14 protein-coding genes are annotated in these 20,894 nt (G+C 68.4%); 3 read left to right on the forward strand and 11 right to left on the reverse strand.

Features of this window, described 5'->3' with window-relative positions; all coding sequences use genetic code 11:
- Positions 1-65 precede the first annotated feature (65 nt).
- The 7 genes from trxA to AC5WRT_RS06405 form a co-directional block, all read right to left on the reverse strand.
- Positions 66-395 carry a thioredoxin gene (trxA, locus tag AC5WRT_RS06375; protein WP_496092187.1) on the reverse strand — a complete coding sequence of 110 codons (330 nt, stop codon included), beginning with the start codon at positions 393-395 and terminating at the stop codon, positions 66-68.
- 46 nt (positions 396-441) lie between these two features.
- Positions 442-1,413, reverse strand: coding sequence for a thioredoxin-disulfide reductase (trxB, locus tag AC5WRT_RS06380; protein WP_496092186.1), 972 nt, complete (start codon positions 1,411-1,413; stop codon positions 442-444).
- Positions 1,414-1,567: 154 nt separating this feature from the next.
- Positions 1,568-2,455 carry an anti-sigma factor family protein gene (locus AC5WRT_RS06385; RefSeq protein WP_496100002.1) on the reverse strand — a complete coding sequence of 296 codons (888 nt, stop codon included), beginning with the start codon at positions 2,453-2,455 and terminating at the stop codon, positions 1,568-1,570.
- Entirely contained in the window at positions 2,452-3,180 is a 729-nt protein-coding gene (sigM, locus tag AC5WRT_RS06390) for an RNA polymerase sigma factor SigM (protein WP_496092184.1), read from the reverse strand. The genes AC5WRT_RS06385 and sigM overlap by 4 nt, the downstream gene beginning before the upstream one ends.
- Positions 3,181-3,206: 26 nt before the next feature.
- Positions 3,207-4,928 (reverse strand): protein kinase family protein, encoded by a 1,722-nt coding sequence (locus AC5WRT_RS06395; protein WP_496100003.1) that lies wholly within the window; start codon positions 4,926-4,928, stop codon positions 3,207-3,209.
- A 118-nt stretch (positions 4,929-5,046) separates the two neighbouring features.
- Positions 5,047-7,401 (reverse strand): murein biosynthesis integral membrane protein MurJ, encoded by a 2,355-nt coding sequence (gene murJ, locus AC5WRT_RS06400; RefSeq protein WP_496100004.1) that lies wholly within the window; start codon positions 7,399-7,401, stop codon positions 5,047-5,049.
- Between the two features lie 45 nt (positions 7,402-7,446).
- Positions 7,447-9,828, reverse strand: coding sequence for a DUF6049 family protein (locus AC5WRT_RS06405; RefSeq protein WP_496092181.1), 2,382 nt, complete (start codon positions 9,826-9,828; stop codon positions 7,447-7,449).
- A 301-nt stretch (positions 9,829-10,129) separates the two neighbouring features.
- Between AC5WRT_RS06405 and AC5WRT_RS06410 the strand changes: the two genes are divergently transcribed.
- Positions 10,130-11,596 carry a CCA tRNA nucleotidyltransferase gene (locus AC5WRT_RS06410; protein ID WP_496092180.1) on the forward strand — a complete coding sequence of 489 codons (1,467 nt, stop codon included), beginning with the start codon at positions 10,130-10,132 and terminating at the stop codon, positions 11,594-11,596.
- A gap of 129 nt (positions 11,597-11,725) precedes the next feature.
- On the opposite strand, the gene AC5WRT_RS06415 is transcribed toward AC5WRT_RS06410, so the two are convergent.
- The 3 genes from AC5WRT_RS06415 to AC5WRT_RS06425 all read right to left on the reverse strand — a co-directional run bounded on the left by AC5WRT_RS06415 (position 11,726) and on the right by AC5WRT_RS06425 (position 14,912).
- On the reverse strand, positions 11,726-12,988 hold the full coding sequence (locus tag AC5WRT_RS06415; protein ID WP_496092179.1) for an MFS transporter: 1,263 nt from the start codon (positions 12,986-12,988) through the stop codon (positions 11,726-11,728).
- A 120-nt stretch (positions 12,989-13,108) separates the two neighbouring features.
- Positions 13,109-14,191, reverse strand: coding sequence for an inositol-3-phosphate synthase (locus tag AC5WRT_RS06420; RefSeq protein WP_030168547.1), 1,083 nt, complete (start codon positions 14,189-14,191; stop codon positions 13,109-13,111).
- 43 nt (positions 14,192-14,234) lie between these two features.
- Positions 14,235-14,912, reverse strand: coding sequence for a PadR family transcriptional regulator (locus AC5WRT_RS06425; protein WP_496092178.1), 678 nt, complete (start codon positions 14,910-14,912; stop codon positions 14,235-14,237).
- 395 nt (positions 14,913-15,307) lie between these two features.
- Here AC5WRT_RS06425 and AC5WRT_RS06430 point away from each other — a divergent pair, with 395 nt between their 5' ends.
- Both AC5WRT_RS06430 and AC5WRT_RS06435 read left to right on the forward strand, forming a co-directional pair.
- The gene (locus AC5WRT_RS06430; protein ID WP_496092177.1) at positions 15,308-18,028 is read left to right on the forward strand and encodes a transglycosylase domain-containing protein; all 2,721 of its coding nucleotides are present in this window, start codon (positions 15,308-15,310) and stop codon (positions 18,026-18,028) included.
- A gap of 130 nt (positions 18,029-18,158) precedes the next feature.
- Positions 18,159-19,703 (forward strand): glycosyltransferase family 87 protein, encoded by a 1,545-nt coding sequence (locus AC5WRT_RS06435; protein WP_496092176.1) that lies wholly within the window; start codon positions 18,159-18,161, stop codon positions 19,701-19,703.
- Between the two features lie 94 nt (positions 19,704-19,797).
- On the opposite strand, the gene AC5WRT_RS06440 is transcribed toward AC5WRT_RS06435, so the two are convergent.
- Positions 19,798-20,829 carry an alanine racemase gene (locus AC5WRT_RS06440; protein WP_496092175.1) on the reverse strand — a complete coding sequence of 344 codons (1,032 nt, stop codon included), beginning with the start codon at positions 20,827-20,829 and terminating at the stop codon, positions 19,798-19,800.
- Between the last annotated feature and the right edge of the window lie 65 nt (positions 20,830-20,894).

Genomic DNA, 20,894 nt, shown 5'->3' on the forward strand with positions numbered 1-20,894 from the left:
GTGAAGAGGCACAAGCGAATGGGCCAACCCTCAGGGGTTGGCCCATTCGTGTTTCACGTGAAACGTCACTCGGCGATGAAGTCGGCGAGGTCCCTTTCGATCGCGGCCTTCGGCTTGGCGCCGACGATCGTCTTGACGACCTCGCCACCCTGGTACACGTTCAGGGTCGGGATGGACATCACGCCGTACTTGGCGGCCGTACCCGGGTTCTCGTCGATGTTCAGCTTGACGATCTCGATCTTGTCGCCGTGCTCCTTGGCGATCGCCTCGAGAGACGGCGCGATCTGACGGCACGGACCGCACCAGGCAGCCCAGAAGTCCACCAGGACGGGCTTGTCGCTCTTGAGGACGTCCTCGTCGAAGGAGGCGTCGGTCACGTTCTTCAGGTCGGCCACAGCGGGCTCCTCAACTTGATCGTGCAGCGGGGCAGGGAAGGGAAGGTCAGACGATGGCGGTCTTCTCGGGCTCCGCCTTGGCCTCGTCCGCGAGGGCGGAGAGGAAGCGCTCGGCGTCCAGGGCGGCGGAGCAGCCGGTGCCTGCGGCGGTGATCGCCTGGCGGTAGGTATGGTCGACCACATCACCGGCGGCGAAGACACCCGTCACATTGGTGCGGGTGGACGGGGAAGCCACCTTCAGGTAGCCCTCCTCGTCCAGGTCCAGCTGGCCCTTGAACAGCTCGGTGCGCGGGTCGTGGCCGATCGCGATGAACAGACCGGTCACCGGCAGCTCGGACAGCTCGCCGGTCTTGACGTTGCGCAGCTTCAGACCGGACAGCTTCTGCTCGCCCTGGATTTCGGCGACCTCGCTGTCCCAGACGAACTTGATCTTCGGGTCGCCGAAGGCGCGCTCCTGCATCGCCTTGGAAGCACGCAGCGTGTCCCGGCGGTGGACGATCGTCACGGACTTGGCGAACCGCGAGAGGAAGGTGGCCTCCTCCATCGCGGTGTCACCGCCGCCGATCACGGCGATGTCCTGGTCCTTGAAGAAGAACCCATCACAGGTCGCGCACCAGGAGACACCACGGCCGGAGAGGGCGTCCTCGTTCGGCAGGCCCAGCTTGCGGTGCTGGGAGCCGGTGGTGACGATGACGGCCTTCGCCTGGTGAACCACACCGGAGGTGTCCGTGACGCTTTTGATCTCGCCGGTGAGGTCGACGGAGACGATGTCGTCCGGAACCAGCTCGGCGCCGAAGCGTTCGGCCTGTGCCCGCATGTTGTCCATGAGGTCGGGGCCCATGATGCCGTCGCGGAAGCCCGGGAAGTTCTCGACCTCGGTGGTGTTCATCAGCGCGCCACCGGCGGTGACGGCCCCCTCGAACACCAGGGGCTTCAGCGACGCGCGCGCGGTGTAGAGCGCCGCCGTGTAGCCTGCGGGCCCGGAGCCGATGATGATCACGTTACGGACGTCGCTCACGGCTTGATTCCTCGTCTCTGGTCTGCGTCAGTCGACCGGCGGGAGCCCCTTTCAGGACTCTCACCCCACCCAACGGATCCTACGGGGCGCGCATTCCCGCTGTGTCGGGGCACACGCATGCCACGCGGGGAGACTGACGCAGCCTCCAGCAGACTCAGGGCCGGGCAAAAGAGTGCTTCAGGAGCACGGCGCCGGGAGTGCCCGCCTGCTGGCGGATGCACGCTGCGTCCACGACATAGACGGTGACGCGCGTGCTGTCGTCGAGGTCCGGCAGAACGACGAGGTAGGCGCTCTTTCCGGCGTAGGTGCCGGTCTTGGCGGCCAGGGCCTGATCACCCCGAGGGATGGCCCGGCGGATGCAATCGGGAACGGGGATCTCCGTCTGGAGCAAGGTATTGGCGCTCTCAGTGCCCTGCGGGGTGTTCTCCTCGCCGGTGAGTCCGGATCGGGGGTGCTGGTTGTCGTATCCGCGTTGCGGCGCCTTCTTCGTGGAGAGCAGATCGCGGACCTGGCTCTCGACGCTGGTACCGGAGAATACGCTGAGAGACGGGCTGGGCGTGCTGTGCGCCGTCATGGCGGACGTACCGCCGGAGAGTGACTGGAACACCAGGGAGCCGGCTCCCAGGACTGCAGCGGTGAGTAGCGTACCCAGCACGACGACCCTGCGGCGCCGACCGCGCCCGCTCTTCCTCCGACCCGGCCCGGTCGAGGCGTGCGGGCGCCCGGCGGGACGATCGCTCAAGGCCGATGTTTCACGTGAAACATGGTCTTCGGTGGTTTCCCGCGAGTCACTGGGCAATGCCTCGGCAGCGAGAGCGGCATCAATACGAGCGGCCACGTCCGCCGGCATGGGTTCCGCATCCGGCGCGGATCCCAGTAGCCCCCGGATCTGCTCCAGCGAGGCCTGGACGTCCGCGCACAGGTCGCATGTGTCCAGATGGCGCTGTATGTCCGCGCAGCGGTCCGGGGGGAGTAGGCCTTCGGTGAGCTCGGAGATCGACGCGACGTCCGGGTGCCCGGCTGTGTCTGTCGTGGAAGTCACGCTCGCCCACCTCCGCCCTTCACTACGGCTGAATCGCTGCTCGGTCCCCTGTTCTCCGGGCTGTCACCGGGAGACTCCGTTGCCGGTGGGACGGATGTCCCCTCCACGCGGTTCCGTCCCGTGCCGGGTTCTTTTCCGCTTCCGGAACCCTCGGGCCGTAGATGAGTGAGCAGAGGCAGCAGTCGGGCTCTGCCCCGGGCGCACCGGCTCTTCACCGTGCCCGTCGGCACATCGAGAATCCGTGCGGCCTCGGCCACGGGGTACCCCTGCATGTCGACGAGGATCAGGGCGGCCCGCTGGTCGTGCGGGAGTGTGCCGAGAGCTTCCAGCAGCTGGCGCTGCACGTCGTTGCGTTCAGCAGGTGCCGAAGCCGACTCGTGCGGCTCCAAAAGCTGCTCCAGCCGCTCGGTGTCGTCGACGGGCGAGGTCTTTCGTGAGGCCACCTTGCGGGCACGGTCCAGGCAGGCATTGACCGTGATCCGGTGCAGCCACGTCGTGACGGCCGACTGACCCCGGAAGGTATGGGCAGCCCGGTACGCCGACACCAGGGCGTCCTGCACCGCGTCAGCGGCCTCCTCGCGGTCCCCCAGCGTTCGCAGAGCGACCGCCCAGAGCCGGTCCCGGTGCCGCCGCACGATCTCACCGAAGGCACCGGAGTCGCCTTCCACGTGGCGGGCGAGCAGCTCCTTGTCGCTCACTCCGTCGTATCCGGCGCCTTCCGCCATCTGCCCCCTCCGGTCCGGGTGAGACGTCAGCCCGTGAACTTCACTTCGCCGATGGCCTGCTTGTAGCCGGCACCGGCGTATGCGCTCGGGTCCGCGCCCGAGTACGGCACGGCCGTCAGCCACACGAGGACATACTGCGTCTTCACCGGCTTGCTGAGTTTCACCGTGGCGGTGGTGCCGGTGGTTGTGACCTTGCCGATCTGGTCCATCGAGTCCAGGGACGGCGGTGTCAGCGAGTCAGCCGCGTACAGCTCGACCGTCGTGTGGTCCCCGGGGTAGCGCAGGCTGATGGTGGCCGCGCTGAGGGACTTCGCCGAGCCGAGGTCATAGACGATACCGACGCCCGGCTTGTAGGGCGCGATGGGCGGACCTTCGTTGAAGGTCTTGGTACGCCAGTACGTCGAAGGGTTCCCGTCGTACGTCTTGGCCACGTCGCCGGGATGCTGGGCATCCCCCTCCGCGACGAATTCCTGACTGCCCTTGATGCTTATCGGCGTCGGCTTGGGCAGTGCGGCGCCCTTGTCCCCGTCGTCCGTCTGCTGGCTCTTGTTGGTGTCGTCGGACTTGCCGCCCCGGTGCATCAGTGCATCCGCCAACTGCCAGCTGCCCAGACCGAGGGCGGCGATGAGCAGCGCGGAGACCGCCCACTTCAGCGCCTTGCCGGTACGGCTCTGCAACGGCGGCGGCGGGGTGGTGAGGGGCTGGGTGGCGGCGGGGTGCGGCGCCGGGCGGCCGTACGTGCCCTGCTGGTAGGTCGTGCGCTGGTACTCCGGCGGGGTCGTGAACGCTGGCTCCGGCGGGCGGATGCGGGGCATCTCGCCGATCGCCTTCACCAGTTCCTCCGGCGTGGTGCACGGAGCCTCGTGACGGGAGGCGGTCGCACCGTCGTTGGCGAGGGCGCGCATGGCCAGTTCGGACAGGCCCCGGTGAACACCGGCCCGCACCTGGTCCGGTGCGATGAGGCCGACGCCCTTGGGCAGCCCGGACAGGCCGTACGCGTCGCTCTCGTACGGCCAGCGCTGGGTCAGCGCCGCGTACAGCAGGGCGCCGATCGCCTCGGTGTCGGTGCGCTGCGGGGTGTCGGAGCCGATGCCCCGCAGCGCCGCGTTCACAGCGAGGCCCCGGATGCGCCACTGACCGGTGGAGGTGCGCAGGACGGCGTTGGGGTTCAGCCGGAGATGGGCGAGGCCCTCGCGGTGTGCGGCGGCCATGGCGGAGGCGACCTGACTGACCATCTGGTAGGCGTCGTGCGGCTCCAGCGGGCCTGCCGTGACGAGCGTGGTCAGCTCGGTGGCGTCGGGCAGCCACTCGTGGACGACGTAGACGAGGTCGTTCTCCTCGACGGCGTCGAGGACCTGGACGAAACGGGGGTCGCCGAGCAGCGCGGAAGAACGAGCGGCGGCGAGCACAGAACGGGCCCGTGTGTGATCCGCCGGAAGGATGTGCACGCCGACGGCACGACGGAGCTTCTCGTCGACCGCACGCCAACTGCTGAATCCGTCCAGACGGGTGACGCACTCCTCCAGTCGGTAGCGTCTGGCGAGCTTGTGACCGCTGTGCAGTTCAGGAGGCGACGCCTTCTGTCCGGAATTCTCGATCCCGCGGCTCCCCTGTGCCTGGTCGCTGTCCGTGTCCCGCTCCGGGTTCTTGGCCACCCCGTCGGCCGTGGACTGGTCCGCCTTGGCGGTCAGCGGCTGCTCACCGCTGTTGTCTGCCACGTCGACGGCAGCCGTGCTCCGTTCCGCCACCGTCGTCCCTGCCTCCCCATCCGTTGCGCGCTCTCCGACGCCGAAACCAATTGTGCCCACAGTCCGCCGCTATGCACGACACGCGGCGGCGGACGATGGTTGTGCGCCTACCCCCACCTCAGCGGCCCAGACGCCCGCGGACCATGCCCACGAGCGAGTTGAGTTCCTCGATGCGCATCCGGCGGGCGGCGACGAAGAAGATGCCGAGCAGAACGGCACCGCCGACGACCAGCGCGGCGAAGGAGCCGATGACACCCTGGCCGAGGGTGCGCCCGATGCCGTAGCAGGCAGCGCCGCTGAGCAGGGCTGCGGGCACCGAGGCGATGCACAGCCGCGCGTACGTCCGCAGCACCCGGGCGCCGTCCAGGTCACCGCCGAGCCGCTTGCGCAGCCGGCGCCAGGCGACGCCCACACCGATCGCGTAGGCGAGACCGTAGGCGGCCGCCATGCCGGCCACTGCCCACCGGGCGGGGAGCAGGAAGTAGCAGAACGCCGAGGCGCCCGCGTTGACGGCCGCCACGATCACGGTGTTGTAGAAGGGCGTACGGGTGTCTTCGTAGGCGTAGAAGGCGCGCAGGACGACGTACTGCACCGAGTACGGGATCAGGCCCAGACCGAAGGCCATCAGCATGTAGCCCATGTTGGTGGCCTCGCCGGTGCCCGAGGAGCCGAAGATCAGCGTGCACATCGGGATGCCGAGCGAGAGGAAGCCGAAGGCGATCGGGACGATGGCGACGGCCGTGGTCCGCAGGCCCTGGGAGATGTCGTCACGGACCGCGCCACCGTCGCCCTCGGCGGCCGATCGCGAGATACGCGGCAGCAGGGCGGCCATCAGGGACACCGTGATGATGGCCTGCGGCAGGCCCCAGATCAGCTGGGCGTTGGCGTAGGCGGCGAAGCCGGTGCCGGCGATACCGGAGTCCTTGCCGGCCGCTGTGGACAGCTGGGTGACGATCATGGCGCCGGCCTGGTTCGCGAGCACGAACAGGACCGTCCACTTGGCGAGCATCGCGGCCTTGCCCAGGCCGTGGCCCCGCCAGTCGAACCGCAGCCGGATCCGGAAGCCGGTCTCGCGCAGATACGGGATCATCGCCAGGGCCTGGACGGCCAGGCCGAGCAGCACACCGACGCCGAGCAGGCGCTGGCCCTCCGGCGGGATGTTCGTGACCGTCATGTGGGAGTTGGCGGCGGTGCCGTAGACCCAGATGAACATGCCCAGCGTCACGATGATGACGATGTTGTTCAGCACCGGGGTCCACATCATCGCGCCGAACTTCCCGCGCGCGTTGAGGATCTGACCCATCACCACATGGATGCCCATGAAGAAGATCGAGGGCAGGAAGTAGCGGGTGAAGGTGACGGCCACGTCGTTGGCCGCGGGGTTGGAGGCGACCGGGTTGGACAGCATGCGCACCAGCAGCGGCGCCGCGAACATCGCGAGACCGGTCAGCGCGGCAAGGGCCACCATCACCAGGGTCAGCAGACGATTGGCGAAGGCCTCGCCGCCGTCCTCGTCCTCCTTCATCGCCCGCACCAACTGCGGCACGAAGACGGAGTTGAGACCACCGCCGACCGTGAGGATGTAGATCATCGTCGGGAGCTGGTAGGCCACCTGGAAGGAGTCGCCGAGGAAGCCGAGGCCGAGCGCCGAGACGATCAGCGCCGAGCGGATGAAACCGGTGAGGCGGGAGACCAATGTGCCCGCCGCCATCACGGCACTGGACTGCAGCAGCCCGCCGACCTTGCCGCCCTTCTTCGCGGGCGCGGCCGCGGAAGCCGACGCCCCGGGTTCCGCGCCGCCGTGCGGTCCGGCGGGATCCGGGGCCGCGGCCGGGGCGGGCACCGGCGGCTGCACGGGGTTCCCATGGGCGGCCGGGTAGGGGGCCTCGGTGTACGGGCCGGCCTGCTGAGGGCCCTGTCCGTGCGCCGACGGGTACGGGGCCGCCGGGCCGTATCCGCCGCCTGGAGCGGCGGCCGGCCGCGCGTACGCCGACGGATCCATGGGCGCCTGCCCACCGCCCTGCTGCTGGTCCTTGAAGAGGTGCGCGAAGGCGTCCGGCTCGTGGTATCCGTCGGCCGATTGGGTGACCCGGTCGTCCACACCCGCGAACTGGTTGGCGCGCGGGTCGTCGCCGTAGGGCCCGTACCCGGCCGCACCCTCCGGCTCCTGCGCCGGCGTCTGCGCCCACCCCCGCGGGTCGGGCCCGTACGACGGCTGGGCAGGCCGCCGGCCGTACTCCGGCTGCTGGTAGCCACCGGGAGCGGGCGGCGGGTGCGCGGCGCGGTCGTAGAGCGCCTCGTTGACCGGGTCCTGAGCGGTGAGGGCCTGCTGGTAGGGGTCCTGGCCGTAGGCATCCTGGAGGTACATGTCCACCGCGTGCTGCGGCGGCACCTGGCCGGGCTCCGGCGGCGTCTCGGGGTAGCCCGAGCCGGCCGCGCCCTGGCCGCGATCACCGTCGTACGGCGCGTTCATGCTTACCCCACCTCATCGTCCCTGGCCCACTGGCCATGACATCGCTCAACGGTCCACTCTCTCACCCGTCCCGGACGGGTCGGTGCGTTCCGGTGCGGTGTCCGGCGCAGGGTCACTCGGGTGCTCCCGGTCGCCTGCCCCGGAGGAGGAGACGGAATCCTCCGGCTCCTGGGGAAGACGGTCGGCGGGCGCGTCGGGGTTCCGGTACTCCTCGCCGGCCTGTTCTGCCGCGTCGGGGCCGTCGTTCTCCGTCTGGCCGGCCGCTGCACGCTTGCGCTGGGTGTACATCCGGAAACCGGCAAGGACAAGGAGCAGCACACCGCCGCCGATGACCAGCATCACCGTCGGCGTGATCTCGGTGACCTTCACGTCGAAGCTGACGGGGTCGCCGTACCTCTGGCCGTCCTCGGTGTACAGCTGGGCGATCACCGTGGCCCGGCCGTTGGCATTGGCCGAGGTGGTGAACTTCACGGACTGGCTGTGCCCCCCGGAGATCTCCACCGGCTGCTCGGAGTAGGCCTTGCCGCCGATCTTCAGACGGGTCGGCATGGTCGAGGTGAGGCGCAGGACCAGATGGCCGACCGGCTGGACGAGGTTGTTCTGGACGGTCACCGGGATGGTGGCGCTGCGACCGGAGAGCTTGGTCTCCGACTTGTCGATCAGCTTGACCTGGTCGGCCAGGTTGTCCAGCCACTGCTCCACGCCGTCCCGGTAACTCTCGGCCTCGTCGCTCCTGCCGCGCCAGGACGTGGACATCTCACGGTTTATGGCCCGCCCGAACGGCGTGACGACGCGGGACTGGTCGGAGAGGATCACCTGGAAGCTGCCGAGCTCGTTCTGCGTGCGCGCGATCTGCTCGAAGGCGGCACGCGGCAGTTCGTGCGAGCGCAGCGAGGTGGGGTAGTCCGACGCCGGCGGGATGCGCGTGGCGGCGTTCGGGTCCGGCTTGTCCTTGGCCGCCGCGGAGAGGTCCTGGGACTGGGACCAGTTTCCTTCCTGGAGTGTCTTCAGCGCCGCCGCCATCGCCTGTGCCTGGCTCACGGTGGGCATGCGCTGGGGGGCGACCACGATGCTGCGCTGCTTGTCCGTCTGCGCGTTCACCTCGAGGCTCTGGGCCAGGAACTCCTGCACGGCGAGCGTGGCCGCGTCCGCCTTCGTCAGGTCGCCCTCGAAGGCGGTGGACAGTCGGGCGTCAGCGACCACCGCCGTGGTGCCACCGCCGACCGGGCGGGCGGCGGAGGGTGTGTACGGCAGTCCGGCGTTGTCCTGCAGGCTGTCGCTGCGGGCGATCACGCGGTCGGCACCCGCGGAGGTCGCGACCTTCATGATCGCCGGGTCCACGGCACCCTCAACCGGCCAGGCGAAGTCGGTGTTCGGGGTGACGTGGAGCACCGTCTTGACGGTGGTGGCGGCGACGTCGGTGGCGTCCTTGAGGTGGCTGAGCGAGCCGGTGACGCTGGTGCCGTTGTGCGCGAGGGACGCCAGGTCGGGGTCGGCGAAGGGCAGCGCGACGACCTCCTTGCCCGACACCGCGTTCTGCAGGTTCGCCAGCCACTGCTTGGCGAGCGCCTGGTGGTCCTTGGGGCCGGGTGTGGTGGTGTCCCCGGTGCCGGGGAGCCGGTAATTGCCGGTCGCCATCGCGTCCACCGAGGCCAGCAGGTCCGGGTCGATCACCCAGGTGACGTCGAGATCCTTGCCCAGATCCACCATCTGGGCCAGCCGGCCACCCGGCGCGAGTTCCTTCGCCAGGTCGTCGTTGCGGAACACCGGTGTCTGGAGTTCACCAGCTCCCGTCTTGGCCGTCATGTGGACCGTGGAGATCAGTGGCCACAGGTACGTCGTCTTCGTCTTGGTGCCGGCCTCGGAAGGCTGCCATGGCAGGAACGTCCGCTGGATGCCGAGCATCTGGTCCCAGGGCTGGGCCGCGGTCTGCCCGGAGAGGGAGACACCGAACTCGTAGACGCCGTCGTCGCCGAGGTCGAGCTTGGACACGGGGACGGAGATGCTGAAGTGCTCCGCGACACCCGGGGTCAGCTTGGAGAACTTCTCCACGTACTTGCCACCGACCTCGGGGCCGGTTTCGCCCTGGAGGTCATCGGGGTGCTGGGCGAGGGAGTCGATCTCCGAGCGGGTGTCCAGCAGGGGGCCCACTCGCAGGTCCACCTCAGCGGCGGTGACGGTCTGCTTGCCGTGGTTGGTGACCGTGCCCGACACGGTCAGCGTGTCGCCGTCCGTGGGAGCGGTGGGGGTCAGCGAGTCCAGATCGACGGTCACCGTGCCCGAGGAGGCGGCCTGAGCAGGTGCCGCGGCGGGCAGCTGGAGCAGCCCGGCCAGCAGAGGCGCGCCGGCGAGCAGCGCGCCGGTGCGTCGTAGCCACCGGCGGGCAGGTGAGGCAGGGGTGCCCTGGAAGTCAGCCGCCTCGGCCACGCGCTCGCCCGTCCCTCGTCGTCGTCAGTGTCGTCGGAATGTGCGTCCACGCATGGTAACGATGCGCGCTGAGGGGAAGTGCCGCGGTCTCCGTCACAAGATCGACGAACACCAGCGACCCGTCCCCTTATATCCAGTATCGAGGGGAGAGCTTCCGTACGCCGTAAGGGCAGCGCTTGCGCGGGTATGCCGACAGCTGTCCACTGCCCCTTTCACCGGGCCGTCCCGCGATCTCCACCCGGCCGTCCGTGGATGAAATGGAGGCAGCTCCCGGCCGCCGGGGCACGTACCCTCTTCTGTTGTGCCGAACCCGAACGAAGACACTCCCTCTGCCCTGAGCCAGGCGCAGCAGCGCGCGGTCGCCGAGCTGCTGCGGGTGGCCCCCGTCGCCGACGATCTCGCCCGCCGATTCCAGGAGGCGGGGTTCTCCCTCGCCCTGGTCGGCGGATCGGTACGCGACGCGCTGCTCGGCCGGCTCGGCAACGACCTGGACTTCACGACCGACGCCCACCCCGAGGACGTATTGAAGATCGTCCGGCCGTGGGCGGACGCCGTCTGGGAGGTCGGCATCGCCTTCGGCACCGTCGGCGCGCAGAAGCGTGCCCGCGTCGCAGACACCGACTGGAACTTTCAGATCGAGATCACCACATATCGGTCGGAGGCCTACGACCGCACCTCGCGCAAGCCGGAGGTGTCGTACGGCGACTCCATCGAGGAAGATCTGGTCCGCCGGGACTTCACGGTGAACGCCATGGCCGTGGCCCTGCCGGAGAAGGAGTTCATCGACCCGCACGGCGGCCTGGAGGATCTCGCGGGGCGTGTGCTGCGGACGCCGAGTACGCCCGAGGAGTCGTTCTCGGACGACCCGCTGCGGATGATGAGGGCCGCCCGGTTCGCCGCCCAGCTGGACTTCACCGTCGCCCCCGAGGTCGTCAACGCGATGACGGAGATGGCCGCCCGCATCGAGATCGTCTCGGCCGAGCGGGTCAGGGACGAGCTGAACAAGTTGATCCTCTCCACGTACCCGCGCAAGGGGCTGAGCCTTCTCGTGGACACCGGCCTCGCCGACCATGTGCTGCCGGAGTTGCCGGCGCTGCGTCTGGAGCGGGACGAGCACCACCGGCACAAGGACGTCTACGACCACACACTGATCGTCCTGGAACAGGCGATCGCACTGGAGCAGGACGGCCCTGATCTCACCCTGCGGCTGGCCGCCCTGCTTCACGACATCGGCAAGCCGCGCACTCGCCGCTTCGAGAAGGACGGCCGCGTCTCGTTCCACCATCACGAGGTGGTCGGGGCCAAGATGACCAAGAAGCGTATGACCGCGTTGAAGTACTCCAACGAGCTGGTGAGGGACGTTTCACGACTGGTCGAACTGCACCTGCGTTTCCACGGCTACGGCACCGGAGAGTGGACGGACTCAGCGGTGCGCCGATATGTCCGTGACGCGGGCCCGTTGTTGGACCGTCTGCACAAGCTGACTCGCTCGGACTGCACCACCCGCAACAAGCGCAAGGCGTCCGCGCTGTCCCGGGCCTACGACGGCCTGGAGGAGCGCATCGCCCAGCTCAAGGAGCAGGAGGAGCTGGACGCGATCCGCCCGGACGTCGACGGCAACCAGATCATGGAGATCCTGGGCGTCGGACCCGGTCCCGTTGTCGGCAAGGCGTACAAGCACATGCTGGAGCTGCGCCTCGAGAACGGCCCGATGGGGCGTGACGCGGCGGTAGCGGCTCTCAAGGAGTGGTGGGCCGAGCAGGGCTGACCTCTGCAGCGGGTCGGTGATGTTTCACGTGAAACATCCCGCCGTACCGAGAGCGAGCGAGGGGCGATGTTTCACGTGAAACATCGCCCCTCTTCGTTTGAGCGGCGCCGTTCGGCCTGGGCTGCCGCCTCAATGTCGCTCGAAGCGAGCCATGGCCGCGGTCACACCGCCGTAGATCACGGCGACCAGGATCACCAGAAGTGCCGATCGGCCGTCGGGTGGCAGCATGAGCGCCGCCACTCCGGCCGCCCCGACGAAGGCCACGTTGAAGAGGACGTCGTACACGGAGAAGATCCGGCCGCGGAAGCCGTCGTCGACGGCGGACTGGACGATCGTGTCGGTGGCGATCTTTGCACCTTGCGTGGTCAGGCCCAAGACGAAAGCCGCGACCAGGAGGGGCCCGGTGGCGAACGGGAGACCGAGGGCGGGCTCCAGGATCGTGGCGGCACCGGCGCAGACCACGATCCAGCGGCCCGGACCGAGAAGTCCCGCCGCCCACGGTGTCACCGCGGCAGCCGCGAAGAATCCCGCCCCCGACAGCGCCAGCGCGAGACCAAGCAGCCGGAGTCCGGCCTCGGGACTCGCGGACAGGGCGTACCGGGACAGCATCAGCAGAAGGACGAGAAGCGCGCCGTAGCAGAAGCGCATCAGCGTCATCGCGGCCAGCGCCCACGCAGCTGCCCTGCGCCGGGGCGCGGCCAGATGGCGGACGGCCTCCATGAGCTCCCGTGCCGTCTCGGCGAGGGCGGTGGCCACACGCGGCCGTGCCGGCTGCCGGTCGGGCCCGAGGAGCGCGGGAGGCACGGTCAGGGACGTGAGGCCGGCACACAGATAGAGGAAGGCACCGAGAAGGACCACGGCCGCGTCGGAGTCCGACGCCACGAGCCGTACGGCGAAGGCGAGCCCGCCGCCCGCGGTCGCGGCGAGCGTTCCTGCCGTCGGGCTCAGGGAGTTGGCGAGCACCAGGCGTTCGGTGTCCACCACGCGCGGCAGGGAGGCGGACAGCCCGGCGAGGACGAATCGGTTGACGGCTGTGACACACAGCGCCAATACGTAGAAGAGCCAGTCCGGAACCTGGCCGGTCACCAGCACGACGGTGAGCGCGGCCAGCAGGGCGCGCAGCAGATTGCCGTAGACGAAGACCTGTCGGCGCCGCCAGCGGTCCAGCAGAACGCCGGCGAACGGGCCGACCAGCGAGTAGGGAAGCAGCAGGACGGCCATCGCCGAGGCGATGGCCGTGGCCGAGGTCTGTTTCTCCGGGGAGAAGACCACGTACGCGGCGAGTGCGACCTGATAGACGCCGTCTGCGCCCTGGGACAGGAGCCGGATGTACAGCAGGCGCCGGAAGTACCGCAGGCGCAACAGGACGCGCAGGTCACGGACGACGGGCATGGGGCACAGCCTCACATATGCGGAAGGTCCCCGGGTCAGGGAACCCGGGGACCTTCACAGCCCTGGCAGGAGCGTTCTCGGGCGAGCAGGCGCCGTCAGGCGCCTTGGCGCCGTGTCCGACTATCGCTCGACGTCGCCGCGGATGAACTTCTCGACGTTCTCACGGGCCTCGTCGTCGAAGTACTGGACCGGCGGGGACTTCATGAAGTAGGAGGACGCCGACAGGATCGGGCCGCCGATGCCGCGGTCCTTGGCGATCTTGGCAGCGCGCAGGGCGTCGATGATGACACCGGCGGAGTTCGGGGAGTCCCAGACCTCGAGCTTGTACTCCAGGTTCAGCGGGACGTCACCGAAGGCCCGGCCCTCGAGGCGGACGTAGGCCCACTTGCGGTCGTCGAGCCAGGCCACGTAGTCGGACGGGCCGATGTGGACGTTCTTCTCGCCGAGGTCCCGGTCGGGGATCTGGGAGGTGACGGCCTGCGTCTTGGAGATCTTCTTGGACTCCAGGCGCTCGCGCTCGAGCATGTTCTTGAAGTCCATGTTGCCGCCGACGTTCAGCTGCATCGTGCGGTCGAGGATGACACCGCGGTCCTCGAACAGCTTCGCCATGACGCGGTGCGTGATGGTCGCGCCGACCTGGGACTTGATGTCGTCACCGACGATCGGGACACCGGCCTCGGTGAACTTGTCCGCCCACTCCTTGGTGCCGGCGATGAAGACCGGGAGGGCATTGACGAAGGCGACCTTGGCGTCGATGGCGCACTGGGCGTAGAACTTCGCCGCGTCCTCGGATCCGACCGGCAGGTAGCAGACGAGCACGTCGACCTGCTTGTCCTTCAGGACCTGGACGACGTCGACCGGCTCCTCGGCGGACTCTTCGATGGTCTGGCGGTAGTACTTGCCGAGGCCGTCGAGGGTGTGGCCGCGCTGGACGGTGACACCGGTGCTGGGCACGTCGCAGATCTTGATGGTGTTGTTCTCGGAGGCGCCGATCGCGTCCGCGAGGTCGAGGCCGACCTTCTTGGCGTCGACGTCGAACGCGGCGACGAACTCGACGTCGCGCACGTGGTAGTCACCGAACTGCACGTGCATCAGGCCGGGGACCTTGGACGCCGGGTCGGCGTCCTTGTAGTACTCGACTCCCTGCACCAGCGACGCGGCGCAGTTGCCCACGCCGACGATGGCTACGCGAACCGAACCCATTCCGGTTGCTCCCTGTGTGTACGAGTGAGGCCCTGGGTGGGTCTCACGTGGCGGTGTCGCCGGGCGTATCCGTCCGGGGGGTGTCCCCGCGACGGGGCAGGCCGCCCGTCGATCCATTGGTGGTGTCCTGCTGCGCGGGCCCCCCGGATGCGGAACCCTTCAGGTCCCGTCCGGCCCGCTCGCTCTCGATGAGCTCGTTCAGCCAGCGCACTTCGCGCTCCACGGACTCCATCCCGTGGCGCTGGAGCTCGAGTGTGTAGTCGTCGAGGCGCTCCCGGGTGCGCGCCAGGGAGGCACGCATCTTCTCCAGACGCTCCTCCAGGCGGCTGCGCCGGCCCTCCAGCACGCGCATGCGCACATCGCGCGACGTCTGCCCGAAGAAGGCGAAGCGCGCGGCGAAATGCTCGTCCTCATACGCGTCGGGGCCGGTCTGCGCGAGCAGCTGCTCGAAGTGCTCCTTACCTTCTGCCGTCAATCGGTACACGATCTTCGCCCGGCGTCCGGCGAGCGGAGCGGCGTCCTCGTGGGTGCTGCCCGGCTCCTCGATCAACCAGCCGTTGGCGACCAGCGTCTTGAGACAGGGATACAGCGTCCCGTAGCTGAACGCCCGGAACACACCCAGGGACGTGTTGAGTCGTTTGCGCAGCTCATAGCCGTGCATCGGAGACTCGCGGAGCAGGCCGAGCACGGCGAACTCGAGGATGCCGGAACGTCGGCTCACCGTCGCCTCCTCTCGGTCCCGCTGATCGCTCACGCGGGTCTCGCAGTCCTCTCAGCGTCTTTATCTCGCGCTGATGTATCGACTCGATACATCATGACGATAGAACGGCCGCTCGCGGGCGACAAGAGGGACGGCGGTGAACGGGATCACATCGCCGATTCGCGTGAGTCAAGTTGCCTGTTTTGGGGTGAACTTCAAGGCTCGGCTGGTTTTGGCGGTGCGTAGTCTGTGCGGCATGCACAGCACCGGGAACCAAGTGACACCTGGGGAGCGTCGTCGTCCCCGGTGCGGTACGGGTGAATGCAGAACCGACCACATCCGTACTTCGGGGGGACCGGAAACCAGCCGCCGTTCCAGGCGCGCACGGGTGCGCCTGCCCGAGGAGTAATCGTTCGATGAGCGAGCACCGTCGCAAACCGCCGCAGCCGCAGGGAGGCGGACGTGCCGCGGCCCGACGCGGCCAGTCCGGTTCGTCCTCCGGCCGCCGGGCGGCACCGCGAGGCGCCACCGGATCTCCAGCCGACTCCTATGGGTCCAGTTCCTATGGGTCGGGTCGCAGCGGAGCAGGAAGTGAGGAGCGCCCCTACGGCAGCCGTGCCGAGGCCCGCCGGGCGGCGCAGAGAGGCAGCCGCCGCAGAGGCGCCGACAACGCGGGCCCGGGCGGCCGGCGCGGCGGCCCGACCGGTCCCGGGCGTGGCAGAGGCCGGGCGGCGACGGCGCCGGGCAAGAAACGGATCATCGACTACCCCAGGGCCGACAGGTACGGCTGGCAGCGCTGGGTGCCCTCTTGGAAACTCGTCTCCGGGCTGTTCATCGGTTTCGTCGGCAGCCTGGTGGCGGTGGCGGGCATCGCGTACGCGATGGTAAGCGTTCCCGACGAGGCCGCGGTCGCCAAGGCCCAGAACAATGTCTTCTACTGGTCCGACGGCTCGGTGATGGTCGCGACCGGCGGTGAGGTCAACCGCCAGAACATGAATTACGCCAGCATCCCCAAGGAGATGCGTTACGCGGTCATCTCGCAGGAGAACAAGACCTTCGAGACGGACAGCGGTATCGACCCCAAGGGCATCGCGCGTGCCGTCCTCAACATGGCCCGCGGCGGTCAGACACAGGGTGGCTCGACCATCACCCAGCAGTACGTCAAGAACGCGATGCTGAACGACCAGGCGCAGACGTTGTCCCGGAAGTTCAAGGAGATCTTCGTCGCGATCAAGGTGGGAGCCCAGGTCCCCAAGGACAAGATCATGGAGGGGTACCTCAACACGACGTACTTCGGCCGCGGGGCCTACGGTCTTCAGGCCGCGTCCCGGGCGTACTTCAACAAGGACGCCACGAAGTTGAACCCGGGTGAGTGTGCCTTCCTCGCGGCGATGGTCAAGGGCGCGACGTACTACGACCCCGCGGGCGCGACGTCCCTCGACCCCGCTGCGACGCCGCAGGCCAACAGCAGGCGGGCCCTGGCGCAGATGCAGGACACTCTCGACAAGATGGTCAAGTACGGGCATCTGAGCCCTGCCGAGCGCGCCAAGTACAGGACCCTCCCCCCGATCCAGAACCCCCGGTCGAACGGCCAGCTGGGGGGCCAGATCGGCTACCTCGTCGACCTTGCCAAGGCGTACCTGGTCAACAACCCCGCGACGCACATCACTGCGGACGACCTGCAGAAGGGCGGTTACCAGATCTACACGACCTTCGACAAGAAGAAGGTCAATGCGCTGGAGGCCGCCGTGAAGAACGTCCAGAAGGCGAACATCAAACCCAAACGGCGGCCCAAGACGGACACCTATGTCCAGTTCGGCGGGGCTTCCGTGGACCCGACCTCGGGTGCCATCAAGGCCATCTACGGCGGTGAGGATGCAACAAAGCACTTCACCGACAACGCCGACTCGACCGGTGCGCAGGTGGGTTCGACGTTCAAGCCGTTCGTGCTGGCGGCGGCCATGCAGTGGGGCGTGCGCAACCCGGACGGGCCGTCGTCACAGCCACAGGACGCGCGCACGATCGCCTCTCCCAAGAGCCTGTACAGCGGAAAGAACAAGCTCAAGATCAAGAACTACGACGGGTCGGTCTGGAAGGACAAGAACGGCAAGGAGTGGCTGCAGACCAACGACGGCGGTGAGTCCGTCGGACATGCGCCGGACTACAAGATCGACCTTCGCGAGGCGATGCAGTTCTCGGTCAACTCGGCCTACGTCCAGCTCGGCATGGACGTGGGGTTGGACAAGGTCAAGGAGAGTGCCATGGACGCCGGCATTCTCGAGGGCAGCCTCGCCAGTGCGAACTACCCGTCGTTCTCGATCGGTACGTCGGACCCCAGCGCCATCCGCATGGCCTCTGCGTACTCCACGTTCGCGGCCAGCGGTCAGCAGCGTGATCCCTACTCCGTCGTCAAGGTGAGCGACAAGGACGGCGTGGTCTTCAGGCACACCGACAAGTCCACCGAGGCCTTCACCCCGCAGGTGGCCGACAACGTCACCGACGTGCTGAAGACCGTGGTGGAGAAGGGCACAGGCACCAAGGCGCAGCTCGCCGGTCGCGATGTCGCCGGTAAGACGGGTACCACGGACGGCAACAAGTCCGCGTGGTTCGTCGGCTACACCCCGCAACTGTCGACCGCGATCAGCATGTTCCGGCTGGACGACAACGCGAAGAACAAGAACCGGACGTTCCTGGAGATGTACGGAACGGGCGGCCAGGAGAAGATCCACGGAGCCTCGTTCCCTGCCGAGATCTGGCACGACTACATGGCCCAGGCGCTGGCGAACGAGCCGGCCATGAAGTTCCCGACTCCGCAGCCCATCGGTACGGTGCTCAACGCCCAGCCGAGTCCGACACCGACTCCCTCGGCAACCCAGAGCCAGACGGCGAGCCCGTCGCCCAGCCCGTCGTCCAGCCAGACGTCCCCGTCTCCGTCCCCGTCGGCGAGCGATACCTGCCAGTGGAGCTGGGGCAACCCCAACCCCTGCAACGGTGGTGCCAACGGCGGTACGGACACGGGAGGCACCAACGGAGGCACCGGGCCGTCGCCCACTGTGTCGGATACGACCGGTGCCGGCGGCACGACACGAGGAAACGGCAATGGCAACGGAGGCCTCTTCGGAGGTCAGACCGGTTAGCCACCGCGCCCGACCGGTTGGCGAGCATTTCGACCGCCACGGGTGTTTCACGTGAAACATGGGCCGCCGCACCCCACCAGGCGCGGCGGCCCACGTCGTTTTCCTAGACGGGTACGGCAGGATGTGCCCCATGCCCAGTGCAGAGATGACGCCTGAGAGCAGGCACGAGCCCGAGCCCGTGCGGCCCGCCACGGCAGAACCGGTACGTCCGACCAGTGAGGACGAGATCGCCCGGGCCGGCAGTGAGCTGATCGGTGGTCCCTTCGGGCGGCGCGCGCTGCTGGGGGCCTCCTGGTGGACCCCCGTGCGGGTGGTCGCGCTCGTGGCGATCGGCATGTTCGCCCTCGGTCTGGTTCAGAAGGCGCCCTGCTATCACAGCGCCTGGTTCTTCGGCGCGAGCAGTCAGTACACCAAGGCCTGCTACTCGGACATCCCGCACCTCTATCAGGGCCGCGGATTCGCCGACCATCTCGTGCCGTACTTCGACAAGCTTCCGGACGACATGTCCGGTGGCATGGGCTACCTCGAATACCCCGTGCTGACCGGTGTGTTCATGGAGGTGGCGTCCTGGCTCACTCCGCACAGCGGCAGCATCCAGCACCAGGAGCAGTGGTACTGGTTTGTCAACGCCGCGATGCTGATGGTGTGCGCGGCCGTGATCGCCGTCTGCGCGGCCCGCACCCATCGCCGCCGCCCCTGGGACGGCTTGCTGGTCGCCCTGGCGCCCGCCTTCGTGCTCACCGCGACCATCAACTGGGACCTGCTGGCGGTGGCGCTCACGGCCGCCGCGATGCTCATGTGGTCTAGGAGCCGTCCCGTAGCCTTCGGCGTCCTCCTGGGTCTCGCCACGGCCGCCAAACTCTATCCCGTGTTCTTGCTGGGCCCGCTGCTCCTGCTGTGCTGGCGTGCCGGCAAATGGCGGGAGTACGCCCAGGCCGTGAGCGGTACGGTGATCGCCTGGCTCGTGGTGAATCTCCCAGTGATGCTCTTCGCCTTCCCGGGCTGGTCGAAGTTCTACACGTTCAGCCAGGAGCGGGGCGTCGACTTCGGCTCGTTCTGGCTGATCTGGGCACAGAACTCCAGCAACCCGCCGAGCACGGGCTTTGTGAACGCAGCCGCGATGGTGCTGGTGGCGCTGTGCTTTCTCGGTATCGGCGCGCTGGCCTTCACCGCGCCGCGTCGGCCGCGTTTCGCCCAGCTGGCATTCCTGGTGGTGGCTGCGTTCATCGTCACCAACAAGGTCTACTCGCCGCAGTACGTCCTGTGGCTGGTGCCGCTGGCGGTCCTCGCCCGGCCCAAGTGGCGCGACTTCCTGATCTGGCAGGCGTGCGAGGTGGCGTACTTCCTGGGCATCTGGATGTACCTCGCGTACACGACCAGCGGTGACGCCCACAAGGGGCTGCCGACGCACGGCTATCACTGGGCGATCGTGCTGCACCTTGTGGGCACGCTGTACCTGTGTGCCGTCGTCGTACGGGACATTCTCATGCCGGAGCGGGACGTGGTGCGCAGGTCGGGCGACGATGACCCCTCGGGCGGGGTGCTCGACGGTGCGGAGGACGTCTTCGTGCTGGGCGCGGCGGCCCATCCACCGCGGCATGCGGCCCACTTCGAGGGGGTCCAGGTGGACTGGGGCAGGCCGCTGCCGCCCTCTGGGGAAGACGGTCCGCTCTGAGCGAACGTACGGACGAAGGGCCGTGAAGAAGGCCGTGCACGCGGGATGCGTGCACGGCCTTCCTGCTGTCGCTCCGGTCTCCCGGGGGCCGGGCTCAGCGGTCCACGAGCCGGTCGAACTGCGTGGTGGTGTGCCGCAGATGGGCCACCAGTTCGTCGCCGACCTTCGGCTCCGGGGCGTCCGAGGGGACGAAAAGGATCGAGACCTGCATGTGCGGGGGCTCGGCGAACCAGCGCTGCTTGCCGCCCCAGACGAACGGAGAAAGGTTCCGGTTGACCGTGGCGAGGCCGGCCCGTGCGACGCCCTTGGCGCGTGGCATGACGCCGTGCAGGGCCTTCGGGGCCTCCAGGCCCACCCCGTGCGACGTACCGCCCGCAACGACCACCAGGTAGCCGTCGGAGGCTGCCTTCTGCTGACGGTAGCCGAACCGGTCACCCTTGGACACGCGCGTGACGTCCAGGACGGCGCCGCGGTACTCGGTGGCTTCGTGGTCGCCCAGCCACAGTCGCGTGCCGATGCGGGCGCGGAACCGGGTCTGTGGGAACTGCTGCTGGAGCCGGGTGAGTTCGTCGGCCTTGAGGTGGCTGACGAACATCGTGTGCAGCGGCAGCCGGGCCGCGCGCAGCCGGTCCATCCAGCCGATGACCTCCTCGACGGCGTCCGTGCCGTCGGTGCGGTCCAGCGGCAGATGGATGGCGAAGCCCTCCAGCCGGACGTTCTCTATGGCCTGGTGCAGCTGGGGCAGGTCCTGCTCGCTGATGCCGTGCCGCTTCATCGAGGACATCACCTCGATGACGACACGGGCGCCGACGAGGCCGTACACGCCGTCGATCGACGACACCGAGCGCACCACCCGGTCGGGCAGCGGCACGGGCTCCTCGCCGCGCCGGTACGGCGTCAGCACCAGCAGGTCACCGCTGAAGAAGTCCTTGATGCGCGCGGCCTCGTAGGTGGTGCCGACGGCGAGCAGGTCCGCGCCCAGTCGCGTGGCCTCCTCCGCCAGCCGCTCGTGCCCGAAGCCGTAGCCGTTGCCCTTGCAGACCGGGACGAGCCCCGGAAACTGCTCCTGCACGTGCTTGTGGTGCGCCCGCCAGCGCGCGGTGTCGACGTAAAGCGTGAGCGCCATGGCCGGACCCGGAACCTTTCTCGTGGCTGCCGTGTATCGAGGTGTGGAAGCTGTGGACCCTATGG

It is taken from the genome of Streptomyces sp. NTD91, from assembly GCF_059510455.1.